This window comes from Angustibacter sp. McL0619, assembly GCF_049994355.1.
Taxonomy (GTDB): Bacteria; Actinomycetota; Actinomycetes; order Actinomycetales; family Angustibacteraceae; genus Angustibacter.
The window spans coordinates 4,651,300-4,678,081 of sequence record NZ_CP188257.1 but is presented as its reverse complement, the minus strand read 5'-3'; the positions used below and the strand labels follow the sequence as shown (position 1 = coordinate 4,678,081).

At 70.8% G+C, this 26,782-nt stretch carries 22 protein-coding genes and 1 pseudogene; 11 read left to right on the top strand and 12 right to left on the bottom strand.

Features of this window, described 5'->3' with window-relative positions; all coding sequences use genetic code 11:
• Positions 1-84 precede the first annotated feature (84 nt).
• On the top strand, positions 85-603 hold the full coding sequence (locus ACPPVT_RS22005) for a GNAT family N-acetyltransferase (protein ID WP_426564108.1): 519 nt from the start codon (positions 85-87) through the stop codon (positions 601-603).
• Here the strand turns inward: ACPPVT_RS22005 and ACPPVT_RS22000 are convergent.
• The 6 genes and pseudogenes from ACPPVT_RS22000 to ACPPVT_RS21975 form a co-directional block, all read right to left on the bottom strand.
• The gene (locus ACPPVT_RS22000; protein WP_426564106.1) at positions 569-1,021 is read right to left on the bottom strand and encodes a hypothetical protein; all 453 of its coding nucleotides are present in this window, start codon (positions 1,019-1,021) and stop codon (positions 569-571) included. The two genes, ACPPVT_RS22005 and ACPPVT_RS22000, sit on opposite strands and share 35 nt — an antisense overlap.
• Positions 1,022-1,057: 36 nt before the next feature.
• Positions 1,058-2,183: pseudogene (locus tag ACPPVT_RS21995) on the bottom strand (aminopeptidase P family protein).
• A 36-nt stretch (positions 2,184-2,219) separates the two neighbouring features.
• Positions 2,220-2,711 (bottom strand): low molecular weight protein-tyrosine-phosphatase, encoded by a 492-nt coding sequence (locus tag ACPPVT_RS21990; protein WP_426564104.1) that lies wholly within the window; start codon positions 2,709-2,711, stop codon positions 2,220-2,222.
• A 41-nt stretch (positions 2,712-2,752) separates the two neighbouring features.
• Complete coding sequence (gene paaK / locus ACPPVT_RS21985) at positions 2,753-4,066, bottom strand: phenylacetate--CoA ligase PaaK (protein WP_426564102.1); 1,314 nt, start codon at positions 4,064-4,066, stop codon at positions 2,753-2,755.
• A complete protein-coding gene (gene paaI, locus ACPPVT_RS21980) occupies positions 4,066-4,479 on the bottom strand; it encodes a hydroxyphenylacetyl-CoA thioesterase PaaI (RefSeq protein ID WP_426567235.1) in 414 nt (137 codons plus the stop codon). Before paaI ends, paaK begins: the two co-directional genes overlap by 1 nt.
• A gap of 43 nt (positions 4,480-4,522) precedes the next feature.
• On the bottom strand, positions 4,523-6,118 hold the full coding sequence (locus ACPPVT_RS21975; protein WP_426564100.1) for a 3-hydroxyacyl-CoA dehydrogenase: 1,596 nt from the start codon (positions 6,116-6,118) through the stop codon (positions 4,523-4,525).
• A 52-nt stretch (positions 6,119-6,170) separates the two neighbouring features.
• On the opposite strand from ACPPVT_RS21975, the gene paaN reads away from it, so the two are divergent.
• On the top strand, positions 6,171-7,943 hold the full coding sequence (gene paaN / locus ACPPVT_RS21970) for a phenylacetic acid degradation protein PaaN (RefSeq protein WP_426564098.1): 1,773 nt from the start codon (positions 6,171-6,173) through the stop codon (positions 7,941-7,943).
• Positions 7,944-8,097: 154 nt separating this feature from the next.
• Here paaN and ACPPVT_RS21965 read toward each other — a convergent pair whose 3' ends face one another.
• Both ACPPVT_RS21965 and ACPPVT_RS21960 read right to left on the bottom strand, forming a co-directional pair.
• Positions 8,098-8,487, bottom strand: coding sequence for a phage holin family protein (locus ACPPVT_RS21965; RefSeq protein ID WP_426564096.1), 390 nt, complete (start codon positions 8,485-8,487; stop codon positions 8,098-8,100).
• Between the two features lie 89 nt (positions 8,488-8,576).
• Entirely contained in the window at positions 8,577-10,961 is a 2,385-nt protein-coding gene (locus ACPPVT_RS21960) for an immune inhibitor A domain-containing protein (protein ID WP_426564094.1), read from the bottom strand.
• A gap of 263 nt (positions 10,962-11,224) precedes the next feature.
• Between ACPPVT_RS21960 and hisC the strand changes: the two genes are divergently transcribed.
• The 5 genes from hisC to ACPPVT_RS21935 all read left to right on the top strand — a co-directional run bounded on the left by hisC (position 11,225) and on the right by ACPPVT_RS21935 (position 17,947).
• The gene (hisC, locus tag ACPPVT_RS21955) at positions 11,225-12,343 is read left to right on the top strand and encodes a histidinol-phosphate transaminase (RefSeq protein WP_426564092.1); all 1,119 of its coding nucleotides are present in this window, start codon (positions 11,225-11,227) and stop codon (positions 12,341-12,343) included.
• 209 nt (positions 12,344-12,552) lie between these two features.
• Positions 12,553-14,025 carry a hypothetical protein gene (locus ACPPVT_RS21950; RefSeq protein WP_426564090.1) on the top strand — a complete coding sequence of 491 codons (1,473 nt, stop codon included), beginning with the start codon at positions 12,553-12,555 and terminating at the stop codon, positions 14,023-14,025.
• A gap of 236 nt (positions 14,026-14,261) precedes the next feature.
• Positions 14,262-15,425, top strand: coding sequence for a pyruvate dehydrogenase (acetyl-transferring) E1 component subunit alpha (gene pdhA / locus ACPPVT_RS21945; RefSeq protein ID WP_426564088.1), 1,164 nt, complete (start codon positions 14,262-14,264; stop codon positions 15,423-15,425).
• Between the two features lies 1 nt (position 15,426).
• Positions 15,427-16,410 carry an alpha-ketoacid dehydrogenase subunit beta gene (locus tag ACPPVT_RS21940; protein WP_426564086.1) on the top strand — a complete coding sequence of 328 codons (984 nt, stop codon included), beginning with the start codon at positions 15,427-15,429 and terminating at the stop codon, positions 16,408-16,410.
• 13 nt (positions 16,411-16,423) lie between these two features.
• Positions 16,424-17,947, top strand: coding sequence for a dihydrolipoamide acetyltransferase family protein (locus ACPPVT_RS21935; RefSeq protein WP_426564084.1), 1,524 nt, complete (start codon positions 16,424-16,426; stop codon positions 17,945-17,947).
• Positions 17,948-18,038: 91 nt separating this feature from the next.
• Here ACPPVT_RS21935 and ACPPVT_RS21930 read toward each other — a convergent pair whose 3' ends face one another.
• The 3 genes from ACPPVT_RS21930 to ACPPVT_RS21920 form a co-directional block, all read right to left on the bottom strand.
• On the bottom strand, positions 18,039-18,932 hold the full coding sequence (locus ACPPVT_RS21930; protein WP_426564082.1) for a hypothetical protein: 894 nt from the start codon (positions 18,930-18,932) through the stop codon (positions 18,039-18,041).
• A gap of 141 nt (positions 18,933-19,073) precedes the next feature.
• Positions 19,074-20,753: an MDR family MFS transporter gene (locus ACPPVT_RS21925; RefSeq protein WP_426564080.1), complete on the bottom strand. Its 1,680-nt coding sequence runs from the start codon at positions 20,751-20,753 to the stop codon at positions 19,074-19,076.
• Positions 20,750-21,238 (bottom strand): MarR family winged helix-turn-helix transcriptional regulator, encoded by a 489-nt coding sequence (locus tag ACPPVT_RS21920; RefSeq protein ID WP_426564078.1) that lies wholly within the window; start codon positions 21,236-21,238, stop codon positions 20,750-20,752. Before ACPPVT_RS21920 ends, ACPPVT_RS21925 begins: the two co-directional genes overlap by 4 nt.
• A 115-nt stretch (positions 21,239-21,353) precedes the next feature.
• Here ACPPVT_RS21920 and ACPPVT_RS21915 point away from each other — a divergent pair, with 115 nt between their 5' ends.
• Genes ACPPVT_RS21915 through ACPPVT_RS21900 form a run of 4 tightly spaced genes read left to right on the top strand, consistent with a single transcriptional unit; the run spans position 21,354 to position 26,432 of the window.
• Positions 21,354-23,426, top strand: a complete 2,073-nt coding sequence (locus ACPPVT_RS21915; RefSeq protein ID WP_426564076.1) for a cytochrome c oxidase assembly protein — start codon at positions 21,354-21,356, stop codon at positions 23,424-23,426.
• The gene (locus ACPPVT_RS21910; protein WP_426564074.1) at positions 23,423-24,241 is read left to right on the top strand and encodes a carbon-nitrogen family hydrolase; all 819 of its coding nucleotides are present in this window, start codon (positions 23,423-23,425) and stop codon (positions 24,239-24,241) included. Before ACPPVT_RS21915 ends, ACPPVT_RS21910 begins: the two co-directional genes overlap by 4 nt.
• Before the next feature lie 3 nt (positions 24,242-24,244).
• A complete protein-coding gene (locus tag ACPPVT_RS21905; RefSeq protein WP_426564072.1) occupies positions 24,245-24,538 on the top strand; it encodes a hypothetical protein in 294 nt (97 codons plus the stop codon).
• 25 nt (positions 24,539-24,563) lie between these two features.
• Entirely contained in the window at positions 24,564-26,432 is a 1,869-nt protein-coding gene (locus ACPPVT_RS21900) for an NHL domain-containing thioredoxin family protein (protein ID WP_426564070.1), read from the top strand.
• A gap of 115 nt (positions 26,433-26,547) precedes the next feature.
• Here the strand turns inward: ACPPVT_RS21900 and ACPPVT_RS21895 are convergent, their stop codons facing one another.
• Positions 26,548-26,778, bottom strand: a complete 231-nt coding sequence (locus ACPPVT_RS21895; protein WP_426564068.1) for a DUF6458 family protein — start codon at positions 26,776-26,778, stop codon at positions 26,548-26,550.
• Between the last annotated feature and the right edge of the window lie 4 nt (positions 26,779-26,782).

The following is a 26,782-nucleotide window of genomic DNA, read 5'->3' as shown; positions in this document are numbered from 1 at the left end:
GGCCCTGACAGGCGCGAAAGTGCATCCGGTCCTGTCGGCCGGGCCGCGCACCGGCCCCGACGCGCGGTGTTGTAGACAGTCAGGGTGATCCGTGCCGCCCGTGAGGATGAGCTGTCTGCGCTGCTGGACATCGAGCGCGCCGCGGGGGAGTCCTTTCGAGAGTTGGGCATGGATCTCGTGGCTGACGCCGAGCCGGGCACGGCCGAGGAGCTCCTCGCCTACCAGCAGGACGGTCGTGCCTGGGTCTGTGTCGACGAGGACGATGAGCCGGTCGCCTACATGCTGGTGGACCTCGTCGACGGCTGGCTTCATATCGAGCAGGTCTCGGTGCACCCCTGCAACGCAGGACGCGGTCTAGGACGACAGCTCATCGACCACGCGGACCGTCTCGCGGCGGAACGCGGACTACCCGGGCTGACGCTGACCACCTACGTGGACGTGCCGTGGAACGGGCCGTACTACGAGCGCCTCGGCTTCCGGGTCGTCCCAGATGGCGACATCTCGCCCGGCTTGCGGGCGATCCGCGAGGAGGAGGCCCGACATGGCCTGGACGCCTGGCCGAGGGCAGTCATGGCGCGTGATCAGGGATCGGCTCCCAGATGAGCTCGGCGACGTCGATCAGCAGGTCGGGGCTGGCTCCGTCGGGATCTACGGCCGCCCGAACCTCTCCCACGCAAGCGCAGACGCTGTCGTTCAGACGGCGGTAGCGCTCGTTGTCGCACAGGTGCGAGACGAAGCCGACGATCTGCCGTCGTCCGGGCGGGTAGGGACGCCCGTAGCCATGGAGCTCGAGCAGGATCGTGTCCCCGTCGTCCGTCTCGATGACGCCGCGGAGGTCGGGGCAGAACGACCCCTGCGGCGTCCGGCGCTGGGGGTAGTTCGCGCCACGAAAACGTCCGTTGATCAGGCCTTCGCAGAGCCCCTCAGCCAGGTACAGATGCTGCTCCCAGCCTCCGTCGAGAGCCACCGACCATCCTTGCGGGTAGGTGAAGCGAAGGCGGTACAGCGGCTCGAGCCTCATCAGGTGCCCCGTTCGACGGCAGACTCTTGGCGGGCACTACTCGACCGTGGCCAGCGCGTGGTCGGTGTTGTTGAAGCTGCGGGCGCCGTCCTCGGTCACGGTGACGATGTCCTCGATCCGCACCCCGAACCGCCCAGCCAGGTAGATCCCCGGCTCGACCGAGAAGCACATCCCGGGCACCAGCTCCTGCTCCTCGCCCTCCACCATGTACGGCGGCTCGTGCGTGGTCACGCCGATGCCATGGCCGGTGCGGTGGATGAACTGCTCGCCGTAGCCGGCCTCGGTGATCACGGCTCGCGCCGCTCGGTCGATGTCCTGGCAGGTGGCGCCGGGGCGGACGGCGTCCACGCCCGCCTGCTGAGCCTGCTGGACGATCTCGTGAACCGTCCGCACCTCGTCGGACACCTCGCCGACCGCGACCGTGCGCGTCGTGTCCGAGCCGTACCCGAACATCAGGCCGCCGAAGTCGAGAACCACTGCGTCGCCGGCCTCGATGGTCCGCTCACCCGCCTCGTGGTGCGGGTTGGCGCCGTTCGGCCCCGAGCCGACCACGGTGAAGTCGACCTGCTCGTGGCCGTGCTGGCGCAGCAGGTCGGCCAGGTCGGCGGCGACGTCCAGCTCCCGCCGTCCGGCGAAGCGCACCTTCACGATCTCGTGGAACGTCGCGTCGGCGGCAGCTCCGGCGGCGGCCAGGCGCGCCAGCTCGTCGGCGTCCTTGACCGCGCGCAGCATCGGCAGCGCCTCGGTCAGCGACACGTACCGGGTGTCGGGCAGCGTGGACTGCAGCCCGAGCAGGTGCATGGCCCACGCCGAGTCCGAGATGGCGAACCGGCCCGACGTGGGCAGTAGCCGGCGGGCCGCGTCGTACGGGTCGCTCGCGTCCGCCCAGTCCGTGATCGACAGGGCAGGGGCACCCCGCGCGCCCTCGGCGTCCGGTCGTTCCAGCGTGGGGGGTGAGCAGGGTGGGCTCGACGTCCGGTCGCAGCACGAGAACGGTCAGCCGCTCGGTGACTGCGGTGACCTGGTAGCCGGTCAGCCAGGTCAGGTCGGGGCCGGGCATCACGAGCACACCGGCCAGTCCTGCCCGCTCCGCGTCCGTGACTGCCCGGCGCATGCGGTCCGCGTAGTCCCCGCTGGTGAAGGGTGCCGGTTCGTTCGCCATGACGACGAGCGTAGGCAGCCCGCGAGTACGTCGGGATCACCCAGCCTGGGTGAGTGACCCGCCCTCCACGAGCCGGTCGACCAGCCCACGGCAGGCTGCCTCGACCTCGTCCAGGCAGGCCGCGAAGACCTCCGGCCCGTGTCCGTACGGGTCGGCCACCTCGTCGCCGTCCGCGACCGGGTCGAAGCTGCGCAGCAGGACCACCCGGGCCCGCTCGGCATCGGTGCGTGCCCAGGAGCGCAGCGCCCGCTCGTGTCCCCGGTCCAGCGCGACGACCAGGTCGAGCCGGTCGAACCACGTCCGGTCGAACCCCTGCGCGCGGTGCGTCGACCCGTCGTACCCGGCGTCCGCCAGCGCCCGGACGGCGGGCGGGTTGGCGCCCTCGCCCTCGTGCCACTCGCCGGTCCCGGCGCTGCTGACCAAGACGTCGCTCAGCCCGGCGTCGTCGAGCATGGCCCGGGTGATCACCTCGGCCATCGGTGAGCGGCAGATGTTGCCGGAGCAGACGAAGCAGATGCGCATGGTCACAGCGGAATCATCGCGGACGCCGAAAGCTCGCGGAGCTCGGGTCAGTGCGGGCGCTGGTCGACGATCCGCCTGGCCTTGCCGATGCTGCGCTCCACGCCGCCCGGCTCGACCACCTCGACGGCGGCGGTCACGCCGATCCGGTCCTTGATCTGCTGCCCAACCACCCGGGCCAGCGCGGCGCGCTGGTCAGCGCCGACGCCCTCACCGGACTCGACCCGCACGGTCAGCTCGTCCATTCGGCCGGGGCGGGTCAGCACGCACTGGAAGTGCGGGGTCAGCCCGTCGGTCGCCAGCACGATCTCCTCGACCTGCGTCGGGAACACGTTGACCCCGCGGACGATCATCATGTCGTCGGTACGTCCGGTGACCTTCTGCATCCGTCGCATCGCCGGCCGCGCGGAGCCCGGCTGCAGCCGTGTCAGGTCGCGGGTGCGGTACCGGACGACCGGCATCGCCTGCTTGCTCAACGAGGTGAAGACCAGCTCGCCGAGCTCGCCGTCCGGCAGCGGCTCGTCAGTGATCGGATCGACGATCTCCGGGTAAAAGTGGTCCTCCCAGATGTGCAGCCCGTCCTTGGTCTGCACGCACTCCTGCGCGACGCCGGGCCCCATCACCTCGGACAGGCCGTAGATGTCCACGGCGTGCATGCCTGCGCGCTGCTCGATCTCGTGCCGCATCGCGTCCGTCCACGGCTCGGCGCCGAAGATGCCCACCTGCAGGGACGACGCGGCCGGGTCGACGCCGACCCGCTCCATCTCGTCCAGCACGGACAGGAAGTAGGACGGAGTCACCATGATCACCCGCGGCTGGAAGTCCCCGATCAGCTGCACCTGGCGCTCGGTCATACCGCCGCTGATCGGGACCACGGTGCAGCCCAGCGCCTCGGCGCCGTAGTGCGCGCCGAGCCCGCCGGTGAACAGCCCGTAGCCGTACGCCACGTGCACGACGTCGCCAGGGCGACCGCCGGCCGCGCGGATCGAGCGGGCCATCAGTCGCGACCAGGTGCGCAGGTCATCGGCCGTGTAGCCGACCACCGTGGGCCGGCCGGTGGTTCCGGACGACGCGTGCACCCGGCTGACTTTCTCGCGCGGCACCGCGAACATGCCGAACGGGTAGTTCGCTCGCAGGTCGGCCTTGGCGGTGAACGGCGCGTGCCGCAGGTCGGCCAGGCTGGTCAGGTCGTCGGGGTGAAAACCGTTGGCGTCAAAGGCGTTCCGGTAGTGCGGCACGTGGTTGTAGGCGTGCGTCAGGGACCACCGCAGCCGCTGCAGCTGGTGCTCGCGCAGCTCGTCCAGGGACCACTTCTCGGCCGCGTCGAACAGGTCGGGCCGCTCGTCGATCACCGGCAGCGCCATCAGTCCTCCTCGGGAAGCCCTTGTGCCACACCAGGAATAGGCCGGCTCAGTGATCGAGAGCGACCGCGGAACACGGCGATCACCACGCCGTCGGACTCGCGGGTCACCCGGACGTCGGTCACGCCGCTGCGCCCGAAGGTATCCGTCTCGACGGCCTCGGCGACCAGGACGTCGCCGAGCCGGGCCGGGGCGGTGAACGTGATGTCCGCCCCAGCGGCGACGGTCACCACGCCGTGGCTGTTGCAGGCCACCGCGAACGCGCTGTCCGCCAACGTGAAAACCAGGCCGCCGTGCACGATGGCATGCCCGTTGACCATGTCATCCCGCACCGCCATCCGCAGCCGCGAACGCCCCGGCGCGACGTCGTCCAGGGTGATGCCGAGGCCCGCGCTGGCGAGGTCCTCGCCGAGCATCGCCTCGGCGCTGCGCTGCGCGAGGTCGTGCGGGTCGTCCAGGTCAGCCACGCCGACCACCGGCCTGGACGTCGCGCAGCCGGGCGCCCGCCCGCGACATCCGCAGGAACGCCGGGCTGGGCCGGTAACGGCCGGTGGGGAACGTGGTGTTCAACTCACGCAGCATCGTCTCCACGTCGACCCCGGCGGCCTCCAGCCGGTCGCCCCACTGCAGCGGGCCGGACGGGTAGCCGGTGCCCAGGATCATCGCGACGTCCACGTCCTCGGCCGTGGCCTCGCCCCTGGTGACCAGCTCGACCGCCTCGTTGACCAGCATGCAGACGGTGCGGGCCACCACGCCGCCCGGGCTCTCGCCGACCACGCTGACCTGGACGCCGGCGGCCTGGCACAGTCCGACGGCAGCCAGCAGCGACTCCTGCGGGCAGTCCGCGGACGGCGACAGCGACACCCGCGTGCAGGTGTCGGGGTCGTGGGCCCAGTCCAGCAGCACGGCCCCGGCGGCGTCCTGGGTCCAGCTCTCGGAGGCCAGCTCACCGGTGTCCTCGCGCAGCATCGCGCCGCCGGGCAGCTCGATGCCGGGGACGTCGTCGTCGACGAGGTCCTCCTCGTCCAGCAGCACGCGCTCGATGGTCACGCCGGCCGCCTCGACCCGGCGCAGGAAGCCGCTCATCACCGGGAACCCGTCGCCGTCCTCGTCGTGCCGCAGCACCACGCGGTCCGGTGCGGCGCGCGGCGGCTCGGTGGCCGGCGTCGCGTCGGTCGCCGTGCCGTCGGGGCCGTAGGCGAACACCCCGCGGCCGGACTTGCGACCCAGCCGCCCGGCGTCCACCAACCGCTGCTGGAACACCGTTGGCGCGTACCGCGGGTCGCCGAACGTCTGCTCCCAGACCGACCGCGAGACCGCGAGGTTGACGTCCTGACCGACCAGGTCGGTGAGCTCGAACGGGCCGAGCGGGAAGCCGCCGGCCTCGCGCAGGATCGCGTCGATCGTCGCCGGGTCGCCAACCCCCTCCTCGACCATCCGCTGCGCCTCGCCGTAGTACGGCCGGGCCACCCGGTTGACGATGAAGCCAGGCGTCGACGTGCACACCACGGGCGTCTTGCCCCAGGCGCGCGCCAGGTCGACGGCAGCCTCGACCACGCTCGGGTCCGTTGCGTCCCCGCGAACCACCTCGACCAGCCGCATCCGGTCGGCCGGGTTGAAGAAGTGCAGCCCGACCACCCGGCCCGGGTGGGCGAGCGCGGCGGCGATGGCGGTTACCGACAGCGACGAGGTGTTGGTGGCGAGCACCGCGTCCGGGCCGACCACCGCCTCGACGTCGGTGAACAACGCCTGCTTGACGTCCAGCCGCTCGGCCACGGCCTCGATCACCACGGCGCAGCCGGTCAGGTCGCTCACCGAACCCGCGGCCGAGAGTCGGGCCGCGGCCGCCGCGGCCTCGTCCGCGTCGATCCGGCCCTTCGCGGCCAGCGTCGCGAGCTTGTCCTGCAGCGTCTGCACGGCGGTGGCAGCGGCGCCCTCGCGCACGTCCAGCAGCCGCACCGGGTGCCCGGCCTGGGCGGCGACCAGGGCGATCCCGGCGCCCATGGTGCCGGCACCGACCACGGCGACGGGGGGGCCGGCCTGGACTGCGCTCACGCGGGGTCCTCCTCGGTGAGATCGGTGCATCTGGGGCGGATAGGGTCGAGCTATGAGTGCAGAGTCGCACGCAGGAACCTACGCCCACGAGGCGCTCGTCCCCCAGCCGCACCCGGTGCCCGAGTCCGCTCCCGCGGCGGCCCGGGCGCTGGTCGAGACCCATCGGGAGGCGCTCGACGCGGCCCTGGCGGCGGTGACCAGCCGGGCCTACCTCTCGCGCTACCCCGAGTCACCCTCGCCGCGGGTGTACGGCGAGGACGCGGCCGAGGTGGGCGAGGATGCCTTCGAGGCGCACCTGACCCGCGAGTTCGCCGAGTTGGACGACCAGCCGGCCACCGACGGCCGGGTCGGCGACGAGCACTCGCCGTACGGGCCGGACCTGCGGATCTCCTACCCGCACCAGGACGTCGAGCGGCTGATGACGGCGGCCCAGGCCGCCATCGCGGCCTGGCGGGACGCTGGCGCCGAGGTGCGCGCCGCGGTCTGCCTCGAGGCGGTGGACCGGATCCACGCGCGCTCGTTCGAGATGGCGCACGCGGTGATGCACACCAGTGGGCAGCCGTTCGTGATGTCGTTCCAGGCCGGCGGTCCGCACGCCCAGGACCGCGCGCTCGAGGCCATCGCGTACGCGCTGTTCGAGCAGCGACGGGTGCCGGCGTCCGTTCAGTGGGAGAAGCCGGCCAAGGGCGAGCCGCTGCGGATGACGAAGGACTACCGCGTCGTCCCGCGTGGGGTGGCGCTCGTCATCGGCTGCAACACCTTCCCGACCTGGAACTCCTACCCCGGTCTGTTCGCGTCGCTGGCGACCGGCAACGCCGTCGTGGTCAAGCCGCACCCGCGGGCCGTGCTGCCGCTGGCGATCAGCGTCTCGGCGATCCGCTCTGCCCTGCGGGACAGCGGTTTCGACCCCGACCTGGTCACCCTGGCCGTCGACGCGGACGGCGAGGGACTGGCCAAGACGCTCGCCCTGCACCCGGCGGTCAAGGTCATCGACTACACCGGTGGCCCCGGCTTCGGGAACTGGCTCGAGCAGCACGCCGGCGCGGCCGGCAAGGCCGTCTACACCGAGAAGGCCGGCGTGAACACGGTCGTGATCGACTCCATCCCTGACCTGCGGGGCGCCCTGGGAAACCTGGCCTTCTCGTTCACCCTGTACAGCGGCCAGATGTGCACGACCCCGCAGAACGTCTACGTGCCGCGGGCCGGCGTCGAGACCGACGAGGGGCACCTGAGCTTCGACGAGCTCGGCGAGAAGCTGGCGGGCGCCATCGGTCGGCTGACCGGGGACGACGCCAAGGCGGTCGAGCTGCTCGGTGCCACGGTGAACGACGGAGTGCGTGAGCGCGCAGCCGGGCTGGCCGACCTCGCGTCGTCCGCCGGTGGTCGGGTCGTCGTCGACTCGCGCAAGGTCGTCCACCCGCGCTACCCCGACGCCGTCGTGCGGACGCCGGGCCTGGTCGCGCTCGACGTCAGCGCCGAGTCCACGTACAGCCAGGAGTGCTTCGGGCCGGTGGGCTTCCTGATCGCGACGGACTCCACCCGCCAGTCGCTGGACACGTTCCGCGACACCGTGCGCGAGCACGGCGCGATGACCGCCGCCGTTTACTCGACGTCCGAGCAGGTACTGGACGAAGCGCGCGAGGCGGCCGCGGACGCCGGTGTCGCGCTCAGCGAGAACCTGAACGGCCAGGTCTTCGTGAACCAGACCGCTGCGTTCAGCGACTTCCACGGCACAGGTGCGAACCCGGCCGCCAACGCTGCCTACACCGACGGGGCGTTCGTGGCCAGCAGGTTCCGCGTGGTCACCAGCCGCCGCCACACCTGACCCGCACCCCCACTGTTGGTGCAGCGCAACGCCACTACGAACCTATTGGAGTTACGGCACGCCGTGACATAGGGCGCTGGTTGTCACTGCGGGCCGTTACTACGCACCTATTGGAGAGGCGTTGCGCCGCGACATCAGTGGGCGGCGGGGGCGGCTAGTCCTTGATGTCGTCCGGCAGGATCGAGTTGAGGATCATCTGGACGATGGTCAGGATCAGCGCGGCCCAGATCGCCGTCCACCAGAACTCGTCGATGTGCAGCGTCAGCGGGGTCGCCTTCGACAGCCACGCCACCAGCTCCAGCAACCCGGCGTTGATGATCAGGGTCAGGAAGCCAAGGGTGAGGATCACGAATGGCAGCGCGATCAGCTTCACGATCGGCTTGATGAAGGTGTTGACCACGGCGATGATCGCGCCGATCACCAGGTAGGCGAGCAACTTGTTGGCGGTGGTGTCGTTGGTGCCGGTTATCCAGATGCCATCGAACAGCAGGTCGGTCACCCAGATGGCGATGGAGCACACGAAGACGTTGATCACGAAGCGCATCCGCGCATCCTGGCAGAAACAGCGACGGGCCGGGAGGTCGAAACCTCCCGGCCCGCCGCGTCGTTCGCGATCAGCTCATGACCTGACGGTCACTTGGTCGAGCTGATCCTGATTCTCATCGAGGTGCCGTTCTGCGACAGCACCTGGATCTTCACGCCCGCGTTCGGCACCTTGACGCCGGTCATCGGGATGACCGAGTTCCAGTACGACTTGCGGTCGTCGAACGTCGACACCGCGTTCTGCCCGCGAACGTAGCTGGCGGCCCCGTTGACGTGCAGCGTCATTGAGGTGGCCTTCTTGAGCGAGAACGTCGCGTCGTACACCTGGACCCGCGAGCGCCAGGGCAGACCGTCGATCCGGTAGATCGGCGCCGGGTGCGCGTCGATCGGGAGCACGAGGCCCGCACCGTTGTGCTGGCTCGTGTTGTTGTCGGACTGGGAGGTGTCCCAGTACGAGATCAGCAGGCCCGGGTTGTAGGAGAAGTGCTCCACGAAGTCCGGCTTGGTGCTCGCCCAACCAAACTGGTACGGACCCGACCGCAGCCACCGGTCGTAGGACACGAAGGACCGGTTGGACGCCACGTAGAAGTTCGGGTACGAGTTGCTGACACTCGCGCCCACTCGGGTGAAGCCGGCCGCGGTCCACGCCGGGTCGGCAGTCTCGGCGCCGTCCGTGAACACCGTCGCGCCACCCGAGGTGAGCGTGACGTCGTCCAGGAAGATGCCGCTCCAGCCGAGGCCCGGGTCGGTGCCCTGCGCCGCGCCGTCCGTGCTGTACCGGAAGCGGAGCTGGACGGTCTTGCCCGCGAACGCCGACAGGTCGTAGCTGACCGGCACGTACGACGGCTGGACGCCGTCGATGCCGTTGCCCTCTGCCGCCTGCGTGTTGGTGCCCGCGACCGCGACCCAGCCGGTGCCGTCGTTGACCTCGACGTACGCGTAGTCGCACGGGTCAGCTTCGCAGTCCTCGATGTTCCACCGCGCCTGCGCCGTCAGGGTCGACGTGCCGGCCGCCAGGGCCACCGAACGGGTCAGCGAGGTGCTCAGGTCGTCGCCCTGGCCGCTGAACCACTGCATGGTCCCGGACGCCGGAGCACCGAGGTCGGTGACCACTGTCTTGTTCGGCAACGGGACGACGACCCCCTGGGCCTTCTTCGAGTTGTACTCGTGCGGGCCGAGCTCCAACGTGCGGTTGGTGCCGGCAGGCACGATCTCGTAGTCCAGCCAGCCCAGCTGAATCTTGTCCCAGGCGGACAGGTCGCCGGGGCGGGTGCCCAGGGCCTTGCCCGGTGCGTTCAGCCGGCTCTGTGCCATGAGGTTCCACCACTCGACGCCGTTGTCGCCGCCGGCGGTGTCGTAGTGGTCCGGCAGGCCGAGGTCGTGGCCGAACTCGTGGGTGAAGACGCTGAGTCCGCCGTTCTCCGGCTGGACGGTGTAGTCGCCGACCCACAGCCCGGTGTCACCGACCTGCGCGCCGCCGAGCGGGTTGTCCGCGGGACCGGTGGAGCCGACCCCACGCTGGACGTACGAGCGGTGGCTCCAGATCGCGTCCTCGCCCTGCTGCGGGTCGCCGTCGGCCTGGTCGCCACCGGCGTGCACGATCTGGAAGTGGTCGAGGTAGCCGTCCGGCTCGTTGAAGTCGCCGTCACCGTCGTGGTCGTAGCGGTCCCACTGGTCGAACGTCGCCAGGTCGGCCTTGATCTGAGCGGTGGTGCGACCGGCGGCCTTCTGGTCGAGGACCCACTGGTTCACCGCGTCCTGGACGAGGTCGTAGGTGTTGGAGCAGACGATGCCGCTGCAGGGGAAGCCATTGCTGCGGCCGTAGCGCGCCTCGTTGTACTTCACCTTGACCCAGTCGGTGACCTCGCCGTTCACCGTGTACCGGCCGGACGACTGCTTCTTGTAGTACGACGCGACCGAGTTCTCGCCCGTGCCGAAGTAGAGGTCCTGATAGTGCTGCCGGTTGTAGTCGGCCTGCCACACGGTGGAGTTGTCCGTCGCGCGGTTCGGCTCGGGGATGGCGTTGTGCAGGGGACCGTCGAAGGTCGTCGGCCCCGCAGTAGTCGGGTCCGTGTCCTGGTCGCCGTAGCGCGGATCGATGTCGGTGGCTCGCTCGTTGCCGAACTCAGCAAGGATCACGAAGATCCTGTCGGTCTTCTCTCGCCGGAGCTCGACGTACTGGTCCTTCTTCTTGGTGACGGACTTCTGGCCCGCCTTCCGCGACGTGGCGCCGGATCCGACCTTGACGACAGTGCTGCCGTCCTTGGTGACTGGCTTGGCCTTGCCGGTCAGGACCTGGGTGAGAGCCGCCTCGCGCAGATCGCGCCGCTTCGACTCCAGTGGGTTGTTCAGCTCGTCGGAGGCCGGGGTCAGGCTCTTGGCCTGTGACGCCGACGCTCCATTCACGTGTGGTGCGGCTGAGGCGGGAGCGAGCCCGAAGGCTGCGCCCGCGCCGGACGCGAGCACAAGGCTCACGACCCCCGCGGTGACCTTACGCACAGATGATCTCCATTCGTGGTGCGTTTCGACGGGATCAAGCGAAGCCCTCGGGTACGACGTCCGATGCGGGCGCTGGAACCGAGGGCAACCAGCGACAACGTAAAGGTCCTGTGAAGGTCTGGAAAGGCGAAACTAGATAACAATCGGTCATTTGCTCGCGAAAGCAACTGAATGCGACCGAGCGGCCACGAGGAGTGACCAGCGTCACCGGAACGCCACGGTGTCCTAGGGTTTCGACCATGAGCGACGACGACGTCCAGGTCCGGCTGCGGGCCACCCTCGACGCGATCCCGGCCTACGTACCCGGCAAGCCCGCACAGGCCGAGCCGGGTCAGACGACGTACAAGCTCTCGTCGAACGAGAACCCGTACCCCCCGTTGCCTGCGGTGCGGGCCGTCGTCGAGCAGACCGCCGGCTCGATGAACCGCTATCCGGACATGTTCGCCACCGGGCTCGTCCAGGCGATCGCCGACCACCTCGGCGTCCCGGCTGAGTTCGTCGCCACCGGTACGGGCAGTGTCGGTGTTCTCGGCCAGATCGTGGCCGCGACCTGTGGCGAGGGTGACGAGGTGGTCTTCGCGTGGCGCTCGTTCGAGGCCTACCCGATCGTCGCCCAGGCCGCCGGCGCGGTACCGGTCCCCGTTCCGCTGGCCGCCGACGCCCGCCACGACCTGGACGCGATGGCGGACGCCGTGACCGACCGGACCCGGTTGGTGCTGGTCTGCACCCCCAACAACCCGACCGGACCCGTGGTGCACACCGACGAGCTGGTCGCCTTCCTGGACCGGGTACCGCGCGACATCCTGGTGGTGATCGACGAGGCCTACGTCGAGTTCGTCCACGACCCGCAGGCCCCCGACGCGCTGACCCTGATGCGCGAGCGGCCCAACGTCGCCGTGCTGCGCACCTTCTCCAAGGCCTACGGGCTGGCCGGCCTGCGGGTCGGCTTCGCGGTGGCGCACCCCCCGGTGGCCGCGGCCCTGCGCAAGACGGCCGTGCCGTTCGGGGTGTCCGGTATCGCGCAGGACGCGGCGGTCGCCTCGCTCGGCGCCTCGGCGGAGCTGGCGGAGCGGGTCCAGGCGCTGGTGGCCGAGCGAGGTCGGGTGGTGTCCGCCCTCACTGCGCAGGGCTGGCAGCTGCCGGCCACCGAGGCCAACTTCGTCTGGTTCCCGCTGGGGGCGGACACCCCCGCCTTCGCGGCCGCCTGCGACGCGGCCGGACTGGTCGTGCGCCCCTACGCGAGCGACGGCGTCCGGGTGACCATCGGCGAGACCGAGGCCAACGACCGGCTGGTCGCGGTGGCCGCGCAGTGGCTCGAAAGCACTGAACTCCGTGCTCGTGCTCGCGAACGGGGCTAAAAGGGGCTACAGGTTTCCGCCTGACCTGCCGACGTAGTCCTGTCGGGTCATCACCGGGCTAGTCCGGATGGGGCATATGCGAGCGCCCCAGAAGCATCTAGGCTAGTTCTCAAGACTCACCGAATGCGTTCGATCAGTAGCGTAGTGTTAATCAACATGGAGCGGCTGTTACTGGCCGTTCCTCCGAGCCGCCACCGGGGGCGATGGTCATGAGTGCAGCGAAGCAGCTGCCGCGCACACGCGCGAATCATGTCCTTCGGCTGCGCTCGAACGGCTCGGCGGCTGCGCTCGCCGCAGTGACCTCGGTCGCGCTGGTCGGGGCCGCGGCCCTCGGGTTCACCCAGGACGCCTTCCGGCTCCAGGATGCCGGCGGTCAGACCTCTGTCGACGCGCCCGGTTCCGTGCGTGCCATCGAGCTGCCCTCAGCGCCCACCAGGAACATCGGCGCCGGCGCGCTGACCGGCGGCAGCCGAGCGGGTGCCTTCGGTGGCACCGGCGGCCTGGGCGGCCCTGGCATCTCCAGCGAAACCCTGGCCCCCCGCAGCTCGGTCACGAGCTCGGGCCCCCACTTCGGCTCCGCATCGCAGCCGACCACGTCGCCGACGAGCTCACACCCCACGACCCACCCCACGACCCGCCCCACCCACCCGGGCCACCCGAAGCCGCGTCCCACGACGACCCGGCCGCCCACCCATCAGCCGTTCGTCGTCAGCTTCAGTGTCGAGCAGGTCGCGGCCGCCTCCGCTGAGGTGCAGAGCAAGGTCAGCGACTCCCTGATGGTGGTCGCCGGTCATGACCCGATCGCCAAGAGCCAGGTGCGTCGGGTCGACCGAGCGCTCAACGAGGCGCTCAAGGCCCCGGTCGAGACGGCCATGACGAATGCGGCCTCGATGGCCTACGACAAGGCGCTCTTGTTCTCCCACCAGATCGGCGGATCACCGCGCGCGATCAGCCAGGTCGCGTCGACCACGTTCAAGGCCGCCCTGCCCGCCTCGCTCAACGAGACGGTCAGCCCGGTGGTCAGCGCGACCGTCGCCGACAAGGCCCCGGACGTCGCGTCGCCGGACACCGTCGCGGTGCTGGTCGAGGCCGCGACCTTCGTCGCGACCCAGGAGGTGGCCGCGGCCACCACCGACACCGTCGCGGAGCAGGTGACGCAGACGGTGACCAACACGCCGACGCCGACCGACACCCCGACGCCGACCGAGACGCCGACCCCGACCGAGACGCAGCCGTCCGCGACGGACACCGCGACACCGACCGACTCGCCGACCGAGTCGACGGACCCGACGGACCCGACGGCGGACCCCACGAACACCAACGACCCGACCGACTCCCCGTCGTCCGAGCCGACGACGTCGCCGACGGCGTCGCCGAGCGACACCGCCACCACCCCGGCTGCGTCGCCGACCACGGAGTCCACGGTGGCGCCGAGCACCGGTGTGCTCGCGACCGGTGACGCGGGTACGGACGCGGGTACTGACTCGGGCACGGACGGCGCGTCGGCGCCGGACGCTCCGAACGACCACAAGTCCGACCAGAAGGACGTTCCGCAGCCCGCTGGTTCGACCAGCGGCTCGGACACCGCCAAGGCCGGCCGTCGCATCGAGCTCGACGGGGACGAAGGGGACGACCAGGGCACAGCGCCCGGACGTCGCCCGCGCGGCCAGCACCGCGCCTGATCTCTCACCTGGTGAGACGCGCCTCGCCACGCGGAGCGTTACCCCTTCGGGTCCCGCCCGTTCGCCCGGGCCCCACCGGGCCGGGTACGTTGTCCCTTGAGCGGTCGTGACGCGCGCCACAGGCGGTCCCGGCTGCACCCGACGTCCGTCCGGAGCACCCCCCGGCCGGCACGGCGGCACCACTGGTCAGTTCCCGCGACGGGTCACCCTCGCGCGGGGTCGACGAAGGAGAACACGTGACCGACAGCGTCGTCGGGAGCGAGGTCGGCGTCAGCACCACCGACGGCGGCCCCGATCTCGTCCAGCTGCTCACCCCTACCGGTGAGCGCGTCGAGCATCCCGAGTACTCGCACTACGTGGCGGACCTGCAGGCCGAAGACCTGCGCTCCCTCTACCGAGACCTGGTGCTGGTGCGCCGCGTCGACGCCGAGGCCACCGCGTTGCAGCGCCAGGGCGAGCTGGGCATCTGGGCCAGCCTGCTCGGCCAGGAGGCCGCCCAGGTCGGCTCCGGTCGCGCCATGGCGCCGCAGGACTACGCGTTCCCGACCTATCGCGAGCACGGCGTCGCCTGGTGCCGCGGGGTCGACCCGCTGAACCTGCTCGGCCTGTTCCGTGGCGTGAACCACGGCGGCTGGGACCCGAACGAGAAGAACTTCCACCTCTACACGATCGTGATCGGCGCGCAGACGCTGCACGCCACCGGCTACGCCATGGGCATCCAGCGAGACCACGCGGTCGGCACCGGCGAGCCGGGACGCGACGCGGCCGTGATCGCCTACTTCGGCGACGGCGCGACGTCGCAGGGCGACGTGAACGAGGCCTTCGTCTTCGCGGCGGTGCAGAACGCACCCGTGGTGTTCTTCTGCCAGAACAACCAGTGGGCGATCAGCGAGCCGAGCGAGCGCCAGACCCGCATCCCGCTGTACAAGCGCGCGGCGGGCTTCGGCTTCCCGGGCGTGCGGGTGGACGGCAACGACGTCCTCGCGGTGTACGCGGTGACGAAGGCGGCGCTGGACAACGCGCGCAACGGCAACGGGCCCACGTTCGTCGAGGCCTACACCTACCGGATGGGCGCGCACACGACGTCGGACGACCCGACCCGCTACCGCGTCTCGGCCGAGGTCGAGGTGTGGAAGGAGCGCGACCCGATCTCCCGGCTGCGCGCGCACCTGGTCGCCAACGGCATGGCCGACCAGGACTTCTTCGACGCCCTCGACGTCGAGAGCGACGAGCTCGCCGCGCACGTGCGTCAGGGCTGCCTGAGCCTGCCCGACCCGGAGCCGCTGTCGATGTTCGACCACGTGTACGTCGACGAGCACCCGCTGGTGGAGCAGGAGCGGGCGGAGTTCGCCGAGTACCTCGAGTCGTTTGCGGATGCCGGCCACGAGGGAGGGCACTGAGATGGCGCAGATCAGCCTGGCCAAGGGCATCAACACTGGACTGCGGGCCGCCATGGAGGCCGACCCCAAGGTCCTCATCATGGGTGAGGACATCGGCAAGCTCGGCGGCGTCTTCCGGGTCACCGACGGCCTGCAGAAGGACTTCGGCGAGGACCGCGTCATCGACGCCCCGCTCGCGGAGTCCGGCATCATCGGGACGGCGATCGGCATGGCCTTGCGCGGCTACCGGCCCGTCTGCGAGATCCAGTTCGACGGGTTCGTCTACCCCGCGTTCGACCAGATCGTGTCCCAGCTGGCCAAGATGCGCGCTCGGGCGCTCGGCAAGGTGAAGCTGCCCGTCGTCGTCCGCATCCCGGTCGGTGGCGGTATCGGCGCCGTGGAGCACCACAGCGAGTCCAACGAGGCGTACTTCGCGCACACCGCGGGCCTTCGCGTGGTCTGCTGCGCCGACCCGGTGGACGCGCACTTCATGATCCAGCAGGCCATCGCCAGCGACGACCCGGTGATCTTCTACGAGCCCAAGCGGCGCTACTGGGAGAAGGCCGACCTGCCCGAGGACGCGACGCTGGCCGGCGCGTTCCCGCTGCACAAGGCGAAGGTGGTCCGCGAGGGCGAGCACGTCACCGTCGCGGCGTACGGTCCGATGGTGAAGACCTGCCTCGAGGCCGCCACCGCCGCCGCGGAGGAGGGGCGCAGCATCGAGGTCGTCGACCTGCGCACGCTGTCCCCGCTGGACGTCGACACCATCGCCGCGTCGGTGGAGAAGACCGGCCGCCTGGTCGTCGTGCACGAGGCGACGACGTTCCTCGGCATGGGTGCCGAGGTCGCCGCCCGACTGACCGAGCGGTGCTTCTACCACCTCGAGGCCCCGGTGCTCCGGGTCGGCGGCTTCAACCTGCCGTACCCGCCGAGCAAGCTCGAGGAGGAGTTCCTGCCGGACCTCGATCGGGTGCTCGACGGCGTCGACCGCTCGCTCGCCTACTGAGGAAGGGGAGGACATGCCTGATGTGAAGCAGTTCCGCCTGCCCGACGTCGGTGAGGGTCTGACCGAGGCCGAGATCGTGACCTGGAAGGTCAAGCCGGGCGACACCGTCCGGACGAACGACATCGTGGTCGAGATCGAGACCGCGAAGTCGCTCGTCGAGCTGCCCACGCCGTTCGCCGGTGTGGTCACCGAGCTGCTGGTGGCCGAGGGCACCACGGTGGACGTCGGCACGCCGATCATCTCGGTGGACGTCGACCCGTCCGGCTCGGCGCCAGCGACGTCCCCGGACGCCGGCTCGCACCGCGCGCAGGAGCCGCCGGGTGCGGTCCAGGGCGCGACGGACGTCGAGGTGGCGCCAGAGGAGGGCGCCATCGAGCCCGGCTTGATCGGTGGCCCCGCCCCGGGCGGGCGCACGTCGGTGCTGGTCGGCTACGGCCCGCGGACGACGTCCGCCAAGCGCCGGCCACGCAAGGCCAACATGGACACGTTCACCGAGGAGGGCGTCAAGCCCGTCCGGCACGGCGGGTTCGAGATCGGTCGGATGGTCTCCCAGGAGCTTGCCGAGGAGGCCGAGCTCCCGCCGGTGGAGCCGCACCGCGCCCCGCACACCGACCTGCCCGGGCACCTCGGGCACGACGAGCAGCCCGTCGCGCACGTCCGCGCCCTGGCCAAGCCCCCGGTGCGCAAGCTCGCCAAGGACATGGGCATCGACCTGACCTCGGTGCCGGCGTCGGGGCCTGGAGGCGTCGTCACCCGTGAAGACGTGCAGGCGCATGCCTCCGGCGTCGCTGAGCCGGCCGCGCAGGCGGCTCCGGTCGTCGTCCGGGCTGCGGGCGAGCGCGAGACGCGGGTGCCGATCAAGGGCGTGCGCAAGATGACCGCGCAGGCAATGGTCGGATCGGCGTTCACCGCACCGCACGTCACCGAGTTCGTGACGATCGACGCGACCCGCACCATGAAGCTCGTCGAGCGGCTGCGCGCGGACCGCGAGTTCCGGGACGTGAAGGTCTCGCCGCTGTTGATCGTGGCGAAGGCGATGCTCATCGCGGCCAAGCGCAACCCGGAGATCAACGCCTCCTGGGACGAGGCGAACCAGGAGATCGTGGTCAAGCACTACGTGAACCTGGGCATCGCCGCCGCCACCCCGCGAGGCCTGGTCGTGCCGAACATCAAGGATGCGCACACCCTGTCGCTGCGTGAGCTCGCCGACGCGCTGGCCGCGCTGACCGAGACGGCGCGAGCCGGACGGACCCAGCCGGCCGAGATGTCCGGCGGGACGATGTCGATCACCAACGTCGGGGTCTTCGGTGTCGACACCGGGACGCCGATCCTGAACCCGGGCGAGGCCGCCATCCTGTGCATCGGGCAGATCGCTGAGCGGCCGTGGGTGCACAAGGGCAAGCTCGCCGTGCGGCAGGTGACAACGCTCGGGCTGAGCTTCGACCACCGGCTCGTGGATGGCGACCTGGGCAGCCGCTTCATCGCGGACGTCGCCGCGGTCCTCGAGCGTCCCGAGCGGGCGCTCGTCTGGGCCTGACCACCCGCACCCGCACCGCCACGCGACGTCCAAACCAGAGAAGTGGGGTACCAGGCTCAGGCCAGGTGCCCCACTTCTCTGGTTTCGCTGATCAACGGGGGCTTCGGGAGGCGATCGCGGCGCGCACTCGGGCGACGGTGGCGATCGGGGTCACGTACACATCTACCGAGGTGATCTCGATGACGAGCCACCCGGCATCCTCGAGCAGCCGGCGGCGGGTCTTGTCGCGCAACCACTGACGGCGGTCGCTGCGGTGGTGGTCACCCTCGTACTCGATCGCGATCCTCAGTTCCGGGTAGCTCAGATCGGGTCGAGCGATCCACAAGCCGTCGACGACGACGTCCCGGTTTGCGACCGGGCGGGGGAGCCCGGCTCCGACGAGCAGCAGGCGGGTCCGGCTCTCCATCGGCGAGTCGGTCGCCGGCTCCAGCAGCGGCAGTGCCTTGACCAGCCGCCTGACGCCGCGGCGTCCGGACAGTGTGCTCACCAGAGTCTCGAGTTCGACGTCGGTCACGAGCCCGCGACGTAGCGCGGCGTCCCCGACCACGACGAGGTCGTCCACCGCGAGTGCGGTCGCGAGTTCTGCCCAACACTGGGCGGCCGTCCTGATAGGGAGGGTGTGGTCGTCGTCCACTTCGTGCAGCAATTCGCTGGCCGCATGCACGGCCATGCCGCTGTGTCGCAGCCCGAGCGAGCCGGTCGTTACGTGCAGCGGCTCGTCCGGCCAAGCCCCGGGAACGGGCAGCGCGTGCAGTCTGGCGGCCGTTGAGTGGCTGAAGACGGCGTCCTTCGGCAGTACCAGCGCGGCGGCAAGGCAACGCGTCGCCAGCGTGTCCTCCAGTTCCGCGGGAACCCGGACGCCTCTGAACGGGCTGCGAAACCTCTTGCCCCGCAGTACGTCTCGCGGCACTCCGAGTGCGAGTGCGTCCGCGACGGTGAACGGTCGGCCGATCAGGGCGTCAGGAAGCTGGCTGGCTGCAGGCACCAGCAGACCCTGACAGAACCCCCTGCGCGGTGTCGTCGCCTGTCCACAGGCTCGGCGAGACAGGAGAAGTGGGGCACCTGAGGTGGCTCAGATACCCCACTTCTCTTGTTTCGCGCGACGCGGGCGCGGTAGGTGCGGGGGTTAGAGGGCGGGGCCCGCCTCGAGGGCAGCGGCCTCGCGCTCGGCCTGCGCGGCCTGCAGACCCGACACGGTGCGCAGCTCCTTCGCCGGCAGGAAGCACACCACGACCAGCCCGATGGCCACCACGACGGCCGCGCTGAGGAACACCAGCTGCATCGACTCGGAGAAGCCGACCAGGAACGGGTGCGCCAGGCGCTCGTCCAGGCCGTTCAGGAACGACGAGTCGTTCAGCGTCGAGCTGGAGCCGCCCACGGCACCGGACTTGAGCTGCTTGGCGAACTCGGCGTTCTTGGGGTCGCTGATCGCAGCGAGGAAGTCCGGCGAGCTCTTCGCCGAGCTGAAGGCCGCCGCGATGTTCTTCGGCAGGCTGCTGAACAGGATCGACAGGAAGATCGCGACGCCGAGCGTGCCGCCGATCTGCCGGAAGAACGTCGCGGACGCCGTTCCGACACCGATGTCCCGCGGCGAGACCGCGTTCTGGATGGCGAGCACCAGCGGCTGCAGGCAGTTACCCAGGCCCAGACCGAAGATCAGCATGACGACCATGGTCTGCGCGATGGGCGTGTCCGCGCCGACCTGGGCGAACAGCAGCAGGCCGACCAGCATCAGCGAGGCACCGATGATCGGGAAGATCCGGTACTTGCCCGTGCGCGAGATGAGCTGGCCCGAGGCGATCGAGCCGGCCATGATGCCCAGGGTCAGCGGAAGCAACTGCAGGCCGGCCTGCGTCGGGGTCGAGCCCTTGACGATCTGCAGGTAGAGCGGCAGCACCGAGACGCCACCGAACAGGCCCATGCCCAGCACGACGTTCGAGGCGGTGCTGATCGAGAACGTGCGGTCCTTGAACAGCCGCAGCGGGATCAGCGCCTCGTCACCCATCGAACGCTCGGCGAGGAAGAACGCGGCCACACCGATCAGGCCGATGACGTAGCAGGTGATCGCCCAGGGCGAGTCCCAGCCCCACGAGCGGCCCTGCTCGGCGACGGTCAGCAGCGGCACCAGGCCCACGGTGAGCGCGACGGCGCCCTTCCAGTCGATCCGGTGCGGGTGCGGGTGGTGCGCGATGTTGAGCGTGTGGTTCACCACGAACAGGGCCGCGATACCGATCGGCACGTTGACCAGGAACACCCAGCGCCAGCCGGTGATGCCCAGGATCGTGGCCTGGCCGGCGAAGAACCCGCCGACGACCGGGCCGAGCACGCTCGAGGTGCCGAAGACCGCGAGGAAGTAGCCCTGGTACTTGGCGCGCTCACGCGGCGGCACGATGTCGCCGATGATCGCCAGCGCCATGGAGAACAGGCCGCCGGCGCCGATGCCCTGCAGCGCACGGAATCCCGCGAGCTGGTACATCGAGGTGGCGAACGAGCAGGCGAGTGACCCTATGACGAAGATCGAGATCGCGGTGATGAAGAGCGGCTTGCGCCCGTAGATGTCGGACAGCTTGCCGTACAGCGGCGTCGCGATCGTCGACGTGATGAGGTACGCGGTGGTCACCCAGGCCTGGACGGACAGCCCGTTCAGGTCGTCGGCGATCGTGCGGATGGCGGTGGCGACGATGGTCTGGTCCAGTGCGGCCAGGAACATCCCCATCATCAGGCCGGCGAGGATGGTCATGATCTGTCGGTGGGACAGACCTCCGTCGTCCACGGACTCGATGGACGCCGGGGCGTCGGTGGTCATGCGGTCTCCTGAGTTTCGATCTGCTTGAGCAAGTGGGGGCGGTGCCGTTCGAGGTCAGTGGTGAAGCGGTCGAGCAAGGTGGCCAGCTGGCGGACGTCGTCCGCCTGCCAGTCCGCCAGGACGCCGGCGAACAGCTCGTCGCGGTTGGTCCGCACCTGCGCGTAGAGCTCCCGTCCCTTGGTGGTGGCGACGAGCTGAGCCGCGCGACCGTCGTCCGGGTCGGGACGTCTCTCCACGAGCCCGTTCTCGACCAGCGAGGCGGTCTGCCTGCTGATCGTGGACGGGTCCGCGCAGACCACCTCGGCGAGCAGGCTCGCCCGCATGGGCTGGCCGTGCTTGACGAGGTGGAAGAGCAGCACGTACGACGACCACTCGACGCCGTGCCGGTGCTTGGACGACGCGTGGGCCTTCAGCGCACCCATCTGCCGGGTCAGCCTCACGACCTGCTCGCCGAGCTCGGCTGTAGCGGGGACGAGATCGGACATACGTGTTTCCTTCGGCATCCATGAATAGTTGCTTGATACAAACAACCGCTCCAGAGTGCACCCTGTTCCGACTCTGGAGCAAATCGCCTTCGGTTCGGCGCCTACCCTTTGAGACATGGCCGCCACCGAGACGCTCCCCCGTGGGCTGCGGCTCACCACGGTGGCGGCGACGATCACGGCGGCTGCCGTGCTCGCCGCGGTGGCCGGACTGCTGCTCACGGGCGCGAGTGACTCGCTCGCGCTGGCCGACGCCGGAGCGCTGACTCGGTGGGGCCTGCCGCTGGTCCGGGTGCTCAGCGACGTCGCCGCGAGCCTGACGGTCGGACTGCTCGTGCTGGCCGCGGTCGCACTGCCACCGAACGGCACGGGACGCCGTGGGGCGGGCCCGGCGGCGCGCGGTGCCGGCTCCCCGCAGCTCGAGGGCGTCACCCTCGCGATGGTCCGGCTGGCCGGCGGGACGGCGCTGGTGTGGGCGGCGGCCGGTGGTGCCGTGCTGGTGCTGAGCTACGCCCGGCTGGCTGGCATCGCGCCGGGTGCGCCGGGGTTCGCCGAGCAGCTCGGCCAGTTCATCACCCAGATCGACCTGCTGCGCTCGCTGCTGATCAGCTCGCTGGTCGTGGTGGTCGTCGCGACCGGCGCGATCGTGGCCACGCGAGTGAACACCGTCGGCTGGATGGCCGTGCTGGCCGTCGGGGCGTTGCTGCCGGTGGCCCTGACCGGCCACGCCGCGGGCTCGCTGGACCACGAGGCCGCCGTCGACAGCCTCGCGTTCCATCTGGTCGGCGTCACGGTGTGGGTCGGCGGGCTGGCCGCGCTGGTGCTGCTTCGAGGTTCGGTGCGCGGCGGCCAGATCGCCGTGGTGCGGCGCTACTCGACGATGGCGCTGTGGGCGTTCGTCACCGTCGCGGCGTCCGGTGCGGTCAACGCCTGGCTGCGCCTGGGCGGCTGGGAGGGCTTGGCCACCCGGTACGGCCTGCTGGTGATCGCCAAGGTCGTCGCGCTGCTGCTGCTCGGCCTCGCCGGCCTGCTGCACCGACGCCGTACCATCGCGGCGATCGAGGCCACGACCGCTGCGGCACAGGGTGCTGCGGCGTCTGCCCGGGCGGCGTTCTGGCGGCTGGTGTCCGCTGAGCTGGTCGTGATGGGAGTGGCCATCGGCGTCGCCGTGGCGCTGGCCAACAGCGCACCGCCCCGGGCGGAGACGGTCAGCACGGACGCGGCCCTGGTGCTCACCGGCTACCCGATGCCGGCGCCGCTGCACCTGGCGTCCTGGCTGACCGCGTGGCGGCTGGACCTGCTCTGGACGACGGTGGCCGGCCTGCTGCTCGTGCTCTACCTCGTCGGCGCCGCACGGCTGACCCGCCGCGGCGACGGCTGGCCGGTGCTGCGGACGGTCTCCTGGGTGGCCGGCTGCCTGGTGCTGGTCTGGGCCACGGGTGGCGCGCCCGGAATCTACGGACGCGTGCTGTTCAGCGCGCACATGATGGGCCACATGACCATGTCGATGGTCGTGCCCGCGCTGCTCGTGCTGGGCGCACCGGTGACGCTCGCGCTGCGCGCCCTGCCGGCCCGCCAGGACGGCAGCCGCGGTCCGCGCGAGTGGCTGCTGAGCGTCGTCCACTCCCGGGTGCTGGCCGTCCTCGGCCATCCGCTGGTCGCCTGCGCGCTGTTCGCGGGCAGCCTCATCGCCTTCTACTACTCGCCGTTGTTCGGGCTGTCGCTGCGCACGCACACCGGCCACGTGCTGATGAACTCGCACTTCCTGCTGGTGGGCTACCTGTTCGCGAACGTGATGATCGGCGTCGACCCCGGGCCGGCCCGCCCGCCGTACCCGATGCGGCTGCTGCTGCTGTTCGCCACGATGGCGTTCCATGCCTTCTTCGGCGTCGCGCTCGTGCAGGGCAGCCAGCTGCTCGCGCCGGACGTGCTCACCCAGCTGGGCCGCACCTGGGGGCGCTCGCCACTGGCCGACCAGCAGTACGGTGGCGCGGTCGCGTGGGGGGTCGGTGAGCTGCCGGTGCTGCTGCTCGGCATGGGCATCGCGATCGCCTGGGTCCGGTCGGACGACCGGGAGGCCAAGCGGCGCGACCGCCAGGCCGACCGGGACGGCGAGGCCGAGCTGACGGAGTACAACGCCCGGCTGGCCGAGCTGGCCGCGCACGACGACGACAGGGAGGTCCGCCGGTGAGGGTGGCCGTGGTGCAGGTCGAGTACGGCGACGGCGAGCCGGTCCGGGATCGCATCGAGCGCGTCGCGGCTCAGGTCCGGGCCCTGGCCGGCCACGACCTCGTCGTGCTGCCCGAGCTGTGGGCACCCGAGGGCTTCTCGTACCGGCTGTGGGCGGACCGGGCCGAGACGCTGGACGGCCCGACCGCCATCGCGATGAGCGCGGCGGCCCGCGACGCCGGTGTGGTGCTGCACGCCGGTTCGATCATCGAGCGGGCACCCGACGGCGCGGACCGCGGTGCGCAGGGCCGCGGCCTGTGGAACACCTCGCTCGTGTTCGGCCCGGACGGCGCGCTGCTGGGCACCTACCGCAAGGTGCACCGGTTCGGTTTCGGTGAGGGCGAGCCGAAGCTGCTGGAGGCCGGCGAGGACGTCGTGGTGCTAGACGTCCCGCAGTCCGCAACCGGCGGGGACGCCGTCCGGCTCGGGTTGGCGACCTGCTACGACCTGCGGTTCCCCGAGCTGTTCCGGCGGTTGCTGGACGCCGACGCGCAGGTCGTCGTGATGCCCGCGGCCTGGCCGGCTGCCCGAGTAGGGCACTGGACGCTGCTCAGCCGCGCCAGGGCGATCGAGGACCAGGTCTTCGTGGTCGCCTGCAACACGGCCGGCACGCACAGCGGGCACGCCATGGGCGGTGCCAGCCAGGTCGTCGGGCCGAGCGGTGAGGTGCTGGCCGAGGCGGGCGACGGTGCGCAGGTGCTGTCCGTCGAGCTGGACGTCGCGGGTCTGGCCGGCGTGCGCGGGCGGTTCCCGGTGCTCGCTGATCGGCGGCTGTAGTCCGTGGCGTTCCTCGTGTTCGCGGCCATCTCCGTGGTGCTGCTGCCGATCTCGTACCGCCGCTCAGGCAGCATGACGCGCTACGTGGTCAACACCGGTGCGCCGGTGATGTGGGTGCTGCTGCTGGCCGCGAGCCTGGTCTCGTGGGCCATCGCCCTGGCCGGTAACGACGCGCTTGCCGTGCAGCTGTTCGTTGGCGGTCTGATCGGCACCGCATTCGTCCAGGTCTACCTGATGCGCCTGCAGGCCAGGGCCGATGCTGACGCTCGCGCTCGGGGCGACGACGAGACCGAGTGAGCGTGCTTCGTAGGATGTGATCACCATGTCGAGCCCAACCCGCGCCCGCGTCCGCGCCCCCGAGCTGACCGGGCGCGGCTGGCTGAACACTGGCGGTGAGCCGCTCAGCCTGGCCGGCCTGCGCGGCAAGATCGTGCTGCTCGACTTCTGGACCTTCTGCTGCGTGAACTGCCTGCACGTGCTGGACGAGCTGCGCCCGCTGGAGGACAAGAACGGCGACGTGCTGGTCACCATCGGCGTGCACTCGCCGAAGTTCGAGCACGAGGCGGACGCCGACGCGCTGGTGGCGGCGGTCGAGCGGTACGAGGTGCGTCATCCGGTGCTGGACGACCCGGATCTGGTGACCTGGAAGGCTTTCGCGGCACGGGCCTGGCCGACGCTGACGGTGATCGATCCCGAGGGCTACGTGGTCGCCCAGCTGTCCGGCGAGGGTCACGCGCACGGGCTCGCCATCCTGCTCGACGAGCTGGTGGCCGAGCACGACGTCAAGGGCACGCTGCACCGGGGCAGCGGTCCGTACGTGCCGCCGGCGCCGCCGTCCACGTCGCTGCGCTTCCCGGGCAAGCTGCTCGCGCTGCCCGAGGGCAGGTTCCTGGTCAGCGACACGGCCCACCATCAGCTGGTCGAGCTGGATGCCGACCTGGTCACCGAGCGCCGGCGGATCGGTTCTGGCACAAGGGGTCCGGCGGACGGCATGGCCGCCCAGGCTCAGCTGAGCGAGCCGCAGGGGCTGCTGCAGCTGCCCGAGGCCGTGGCCGCGCAGGTCGGCTACGACGTGGTGGTCGCGGACACCGTGAACCATGCGCTGCGTGGACTGCGACTGTCCGACGGGCGGGTCAGCACGGTGGCCGGCACCGGACGCCAGCTGCGCCAGCGATCTGGCGGCGGATCCGCTGCAGCACAAGACCTCTCGTCGCCGTGGGACCTCGCGTGGTTCGACGACGCGGTGGTGGTCGCGATGGCCGGCACCCACCAGCTCTGGCGGTTCGACCCGGTCGCCGGCACCGTCGAGGTGCTCGCGGGGACCAGCGCCGAGGGAATCCGGGACGGCGGCGCGGCGGACGCGTGGTTCGCCCAGCCGTCCGGTCTGGCCGTCTCGGCGGACGGCGCGACGCTGTGGGTGGCGGACTCCGAGACCTCCGCGCTGCGGCACGTGCACGCCCGCGAGGTGGACGGCTCCCGGTTCGAGGTGCTGACCGACGTCGGCACCGGTCTGTTCGACTTCGGGCACGTGGATGGCCCCGCCGCGCAGGCACTGCTGCAGCACCCGTTGGGCGTCGCGGTGCTGCCGGACGGCTCGGTCGCCTTGTGCGACACCTACAACGGCGCGGTGCGGCGGTTCGACCCGTTGTCCGGCGAGGTGACCACGCTGGCCACCGGCCTGCTCGAGCCGAGCGACGCCGTGGTGGACGCAACCTCCGGCGATCCGGTGCTGGTGGTCGTCGAGTCCGCGGCGCACCGGCTGACACGGGTGGCGGTGCCGGCCGACGCGCAGCGGATGGACGGCGGTGCCCGGCGGACCCAGCGCCCGGCCACCGACCTGGCGCCGGGCACGGTCGAGCTGATCGTCGGGTTCGTCCCGCCGACGGGTCAGAAGCTGGACCACCGATACGGCGACCCGTCCCGGCTGGTGGTCGGCGCGACGCCACCTGAGCTGCTTCTCGACGGAGCCGGCAGCGAGCCGGGGCTGCGTCGAACGCTGCGGCTGGCTGATCTGCCCGACGGCGGGGTGCTGCACGTGAGCGTGCAGGCCGCCGCCTGCGATGGCGACCCCGAGACCGGCGAGGTTCCCGAGTTCGCTGCGTGCCACCTCTACCAGCAGGACTGGGGCATCCCGGTGCAACTGGCGCCAGGTTCCCCGACCGTGCTGCATCTCGACCTGCGAGGTGCCTGACCTGTGAGGGCCTGACGGCGCAGTGCGGCCGCGGAGGCTTCGGCCATCGCGGCAATGTCAGGAACGCGCGAGGGCCGGCTCCACGCTGGAGCCGGCCCTTGCTGCGGAGGTTCGTTCAGACGACGTCGCGGTCGTCGTAGACGCGGCGCTCCTCGACCACGCCACCATTGACCGCTCGCCTGCGCCGTGGGGCGAAGATCACCAGGGTCAGGATGAGGCCGAGTGCGCCGGCCGCTACCAGGATCCATCCGATGACCGCGATGTCCAGCCCCGAGATGTCCACGTTCACGGCCAGTGCCAGGATGAGGCCGACGGCGATCAAGAAGACGCTCGCGCCGATGCCCATTGTC

Coding starts and splice junctions, on each gene's coding strand:
- paaN (WP_426564098.1), top strand. CDS start 6,171: ATGAGTGCAGAGTCGCACGCAGGAACCTACGCCCACGAGGCGCTCGTC.
- ACPPVT_RS21900 (WP_426564070.1), top strand. CDS start 24,564: ATGTCGAGCCCAACCCGCGCCCGCGTCCGCGCCCCCGAGCTGACCGGG.
- ACPPVT_RS21935 (WP_426564084.1), top strand. CDS start 16,424: ATGCCTGATGTGAAGCAGTTCCGCCTGCCCGACGTCGGTGAGGGTCTG.
- paaI (WP_426567235.1), bottom strand. CDS start 4,479: ATGCTCGGCGAGGACCTCGCCAGCGCGGGCCTCGGCATCACCCTGGAC.
- ACPPVT_RS21965 (WP_426564096.1), bottom strand. CDS start 8,487: ATGCGCTTCGTGATCAACGTCTTCGTGTGCTCCATCGCCATCTGGGTG.
- hisC (WP_426564092.1), top strand. CDS start 11,225: ATGAGCGACGACGACGTCCAGGTCCGGCTGCGGGCCACCCTCGACGCG.
- ACPPVT_RS22000 (WP_426564106.1), bottom strand. CDS start 1,021: ATGAGGCTCGAGCCGCTGTACCGCCTTCGCTTCACCTACCCGCAAGGA.
- ACPPVT_RS21925 (WP_426564080.1), bottom strand. CDS start 20,753: ATGACCACCGACGCCCCGGCGTCCATCGAGTCCGTGGACGACGGAGGT.
- paaK (WP_426564102.1), bottom strand. CDS start 4,066: ATGGCGCTGCCGGTGATCGACGAGCGGCCCGACCTGTTCGACGCGGCC.
- ACPPVT_RS21950 (WP_426564090.1), top strand. CDS start 12,553: ATGAGTGCAGCGAAGCAGCTGCCGCGCACACGCGCGAATCATGTCCTT.
- ACPPVT_RS21940 (WP_426564086.1), top strand. CDS start 15,427: ATGGCGCAGATCAGCCTGGCCAAGGGCATCAACACTGGACTGCGGGCC.
- ACPPVT_RS21920 (WP_426564078.1), bottom strand. CDS start 21,238: ATGTCCGATCTCGTCCCCGCTACAGCCGAGCTCGGCGAGCAGGTCGTG.
- ACPPVT_RS21915 (WP_426564076.1), top strand. CDS start 21,354: ATGGCCGCCACCGAGACGCTCCCCCGTGGGCTGCGGCTCACCACGGTG.
- ACPPVT_RS21895 (WP_426564068.1), bottom strand. CDS start 26,778: ATGGGCATCGGCGCGAGCGTCTTCTTGATCGCCGTCGGCCTCATCCTG.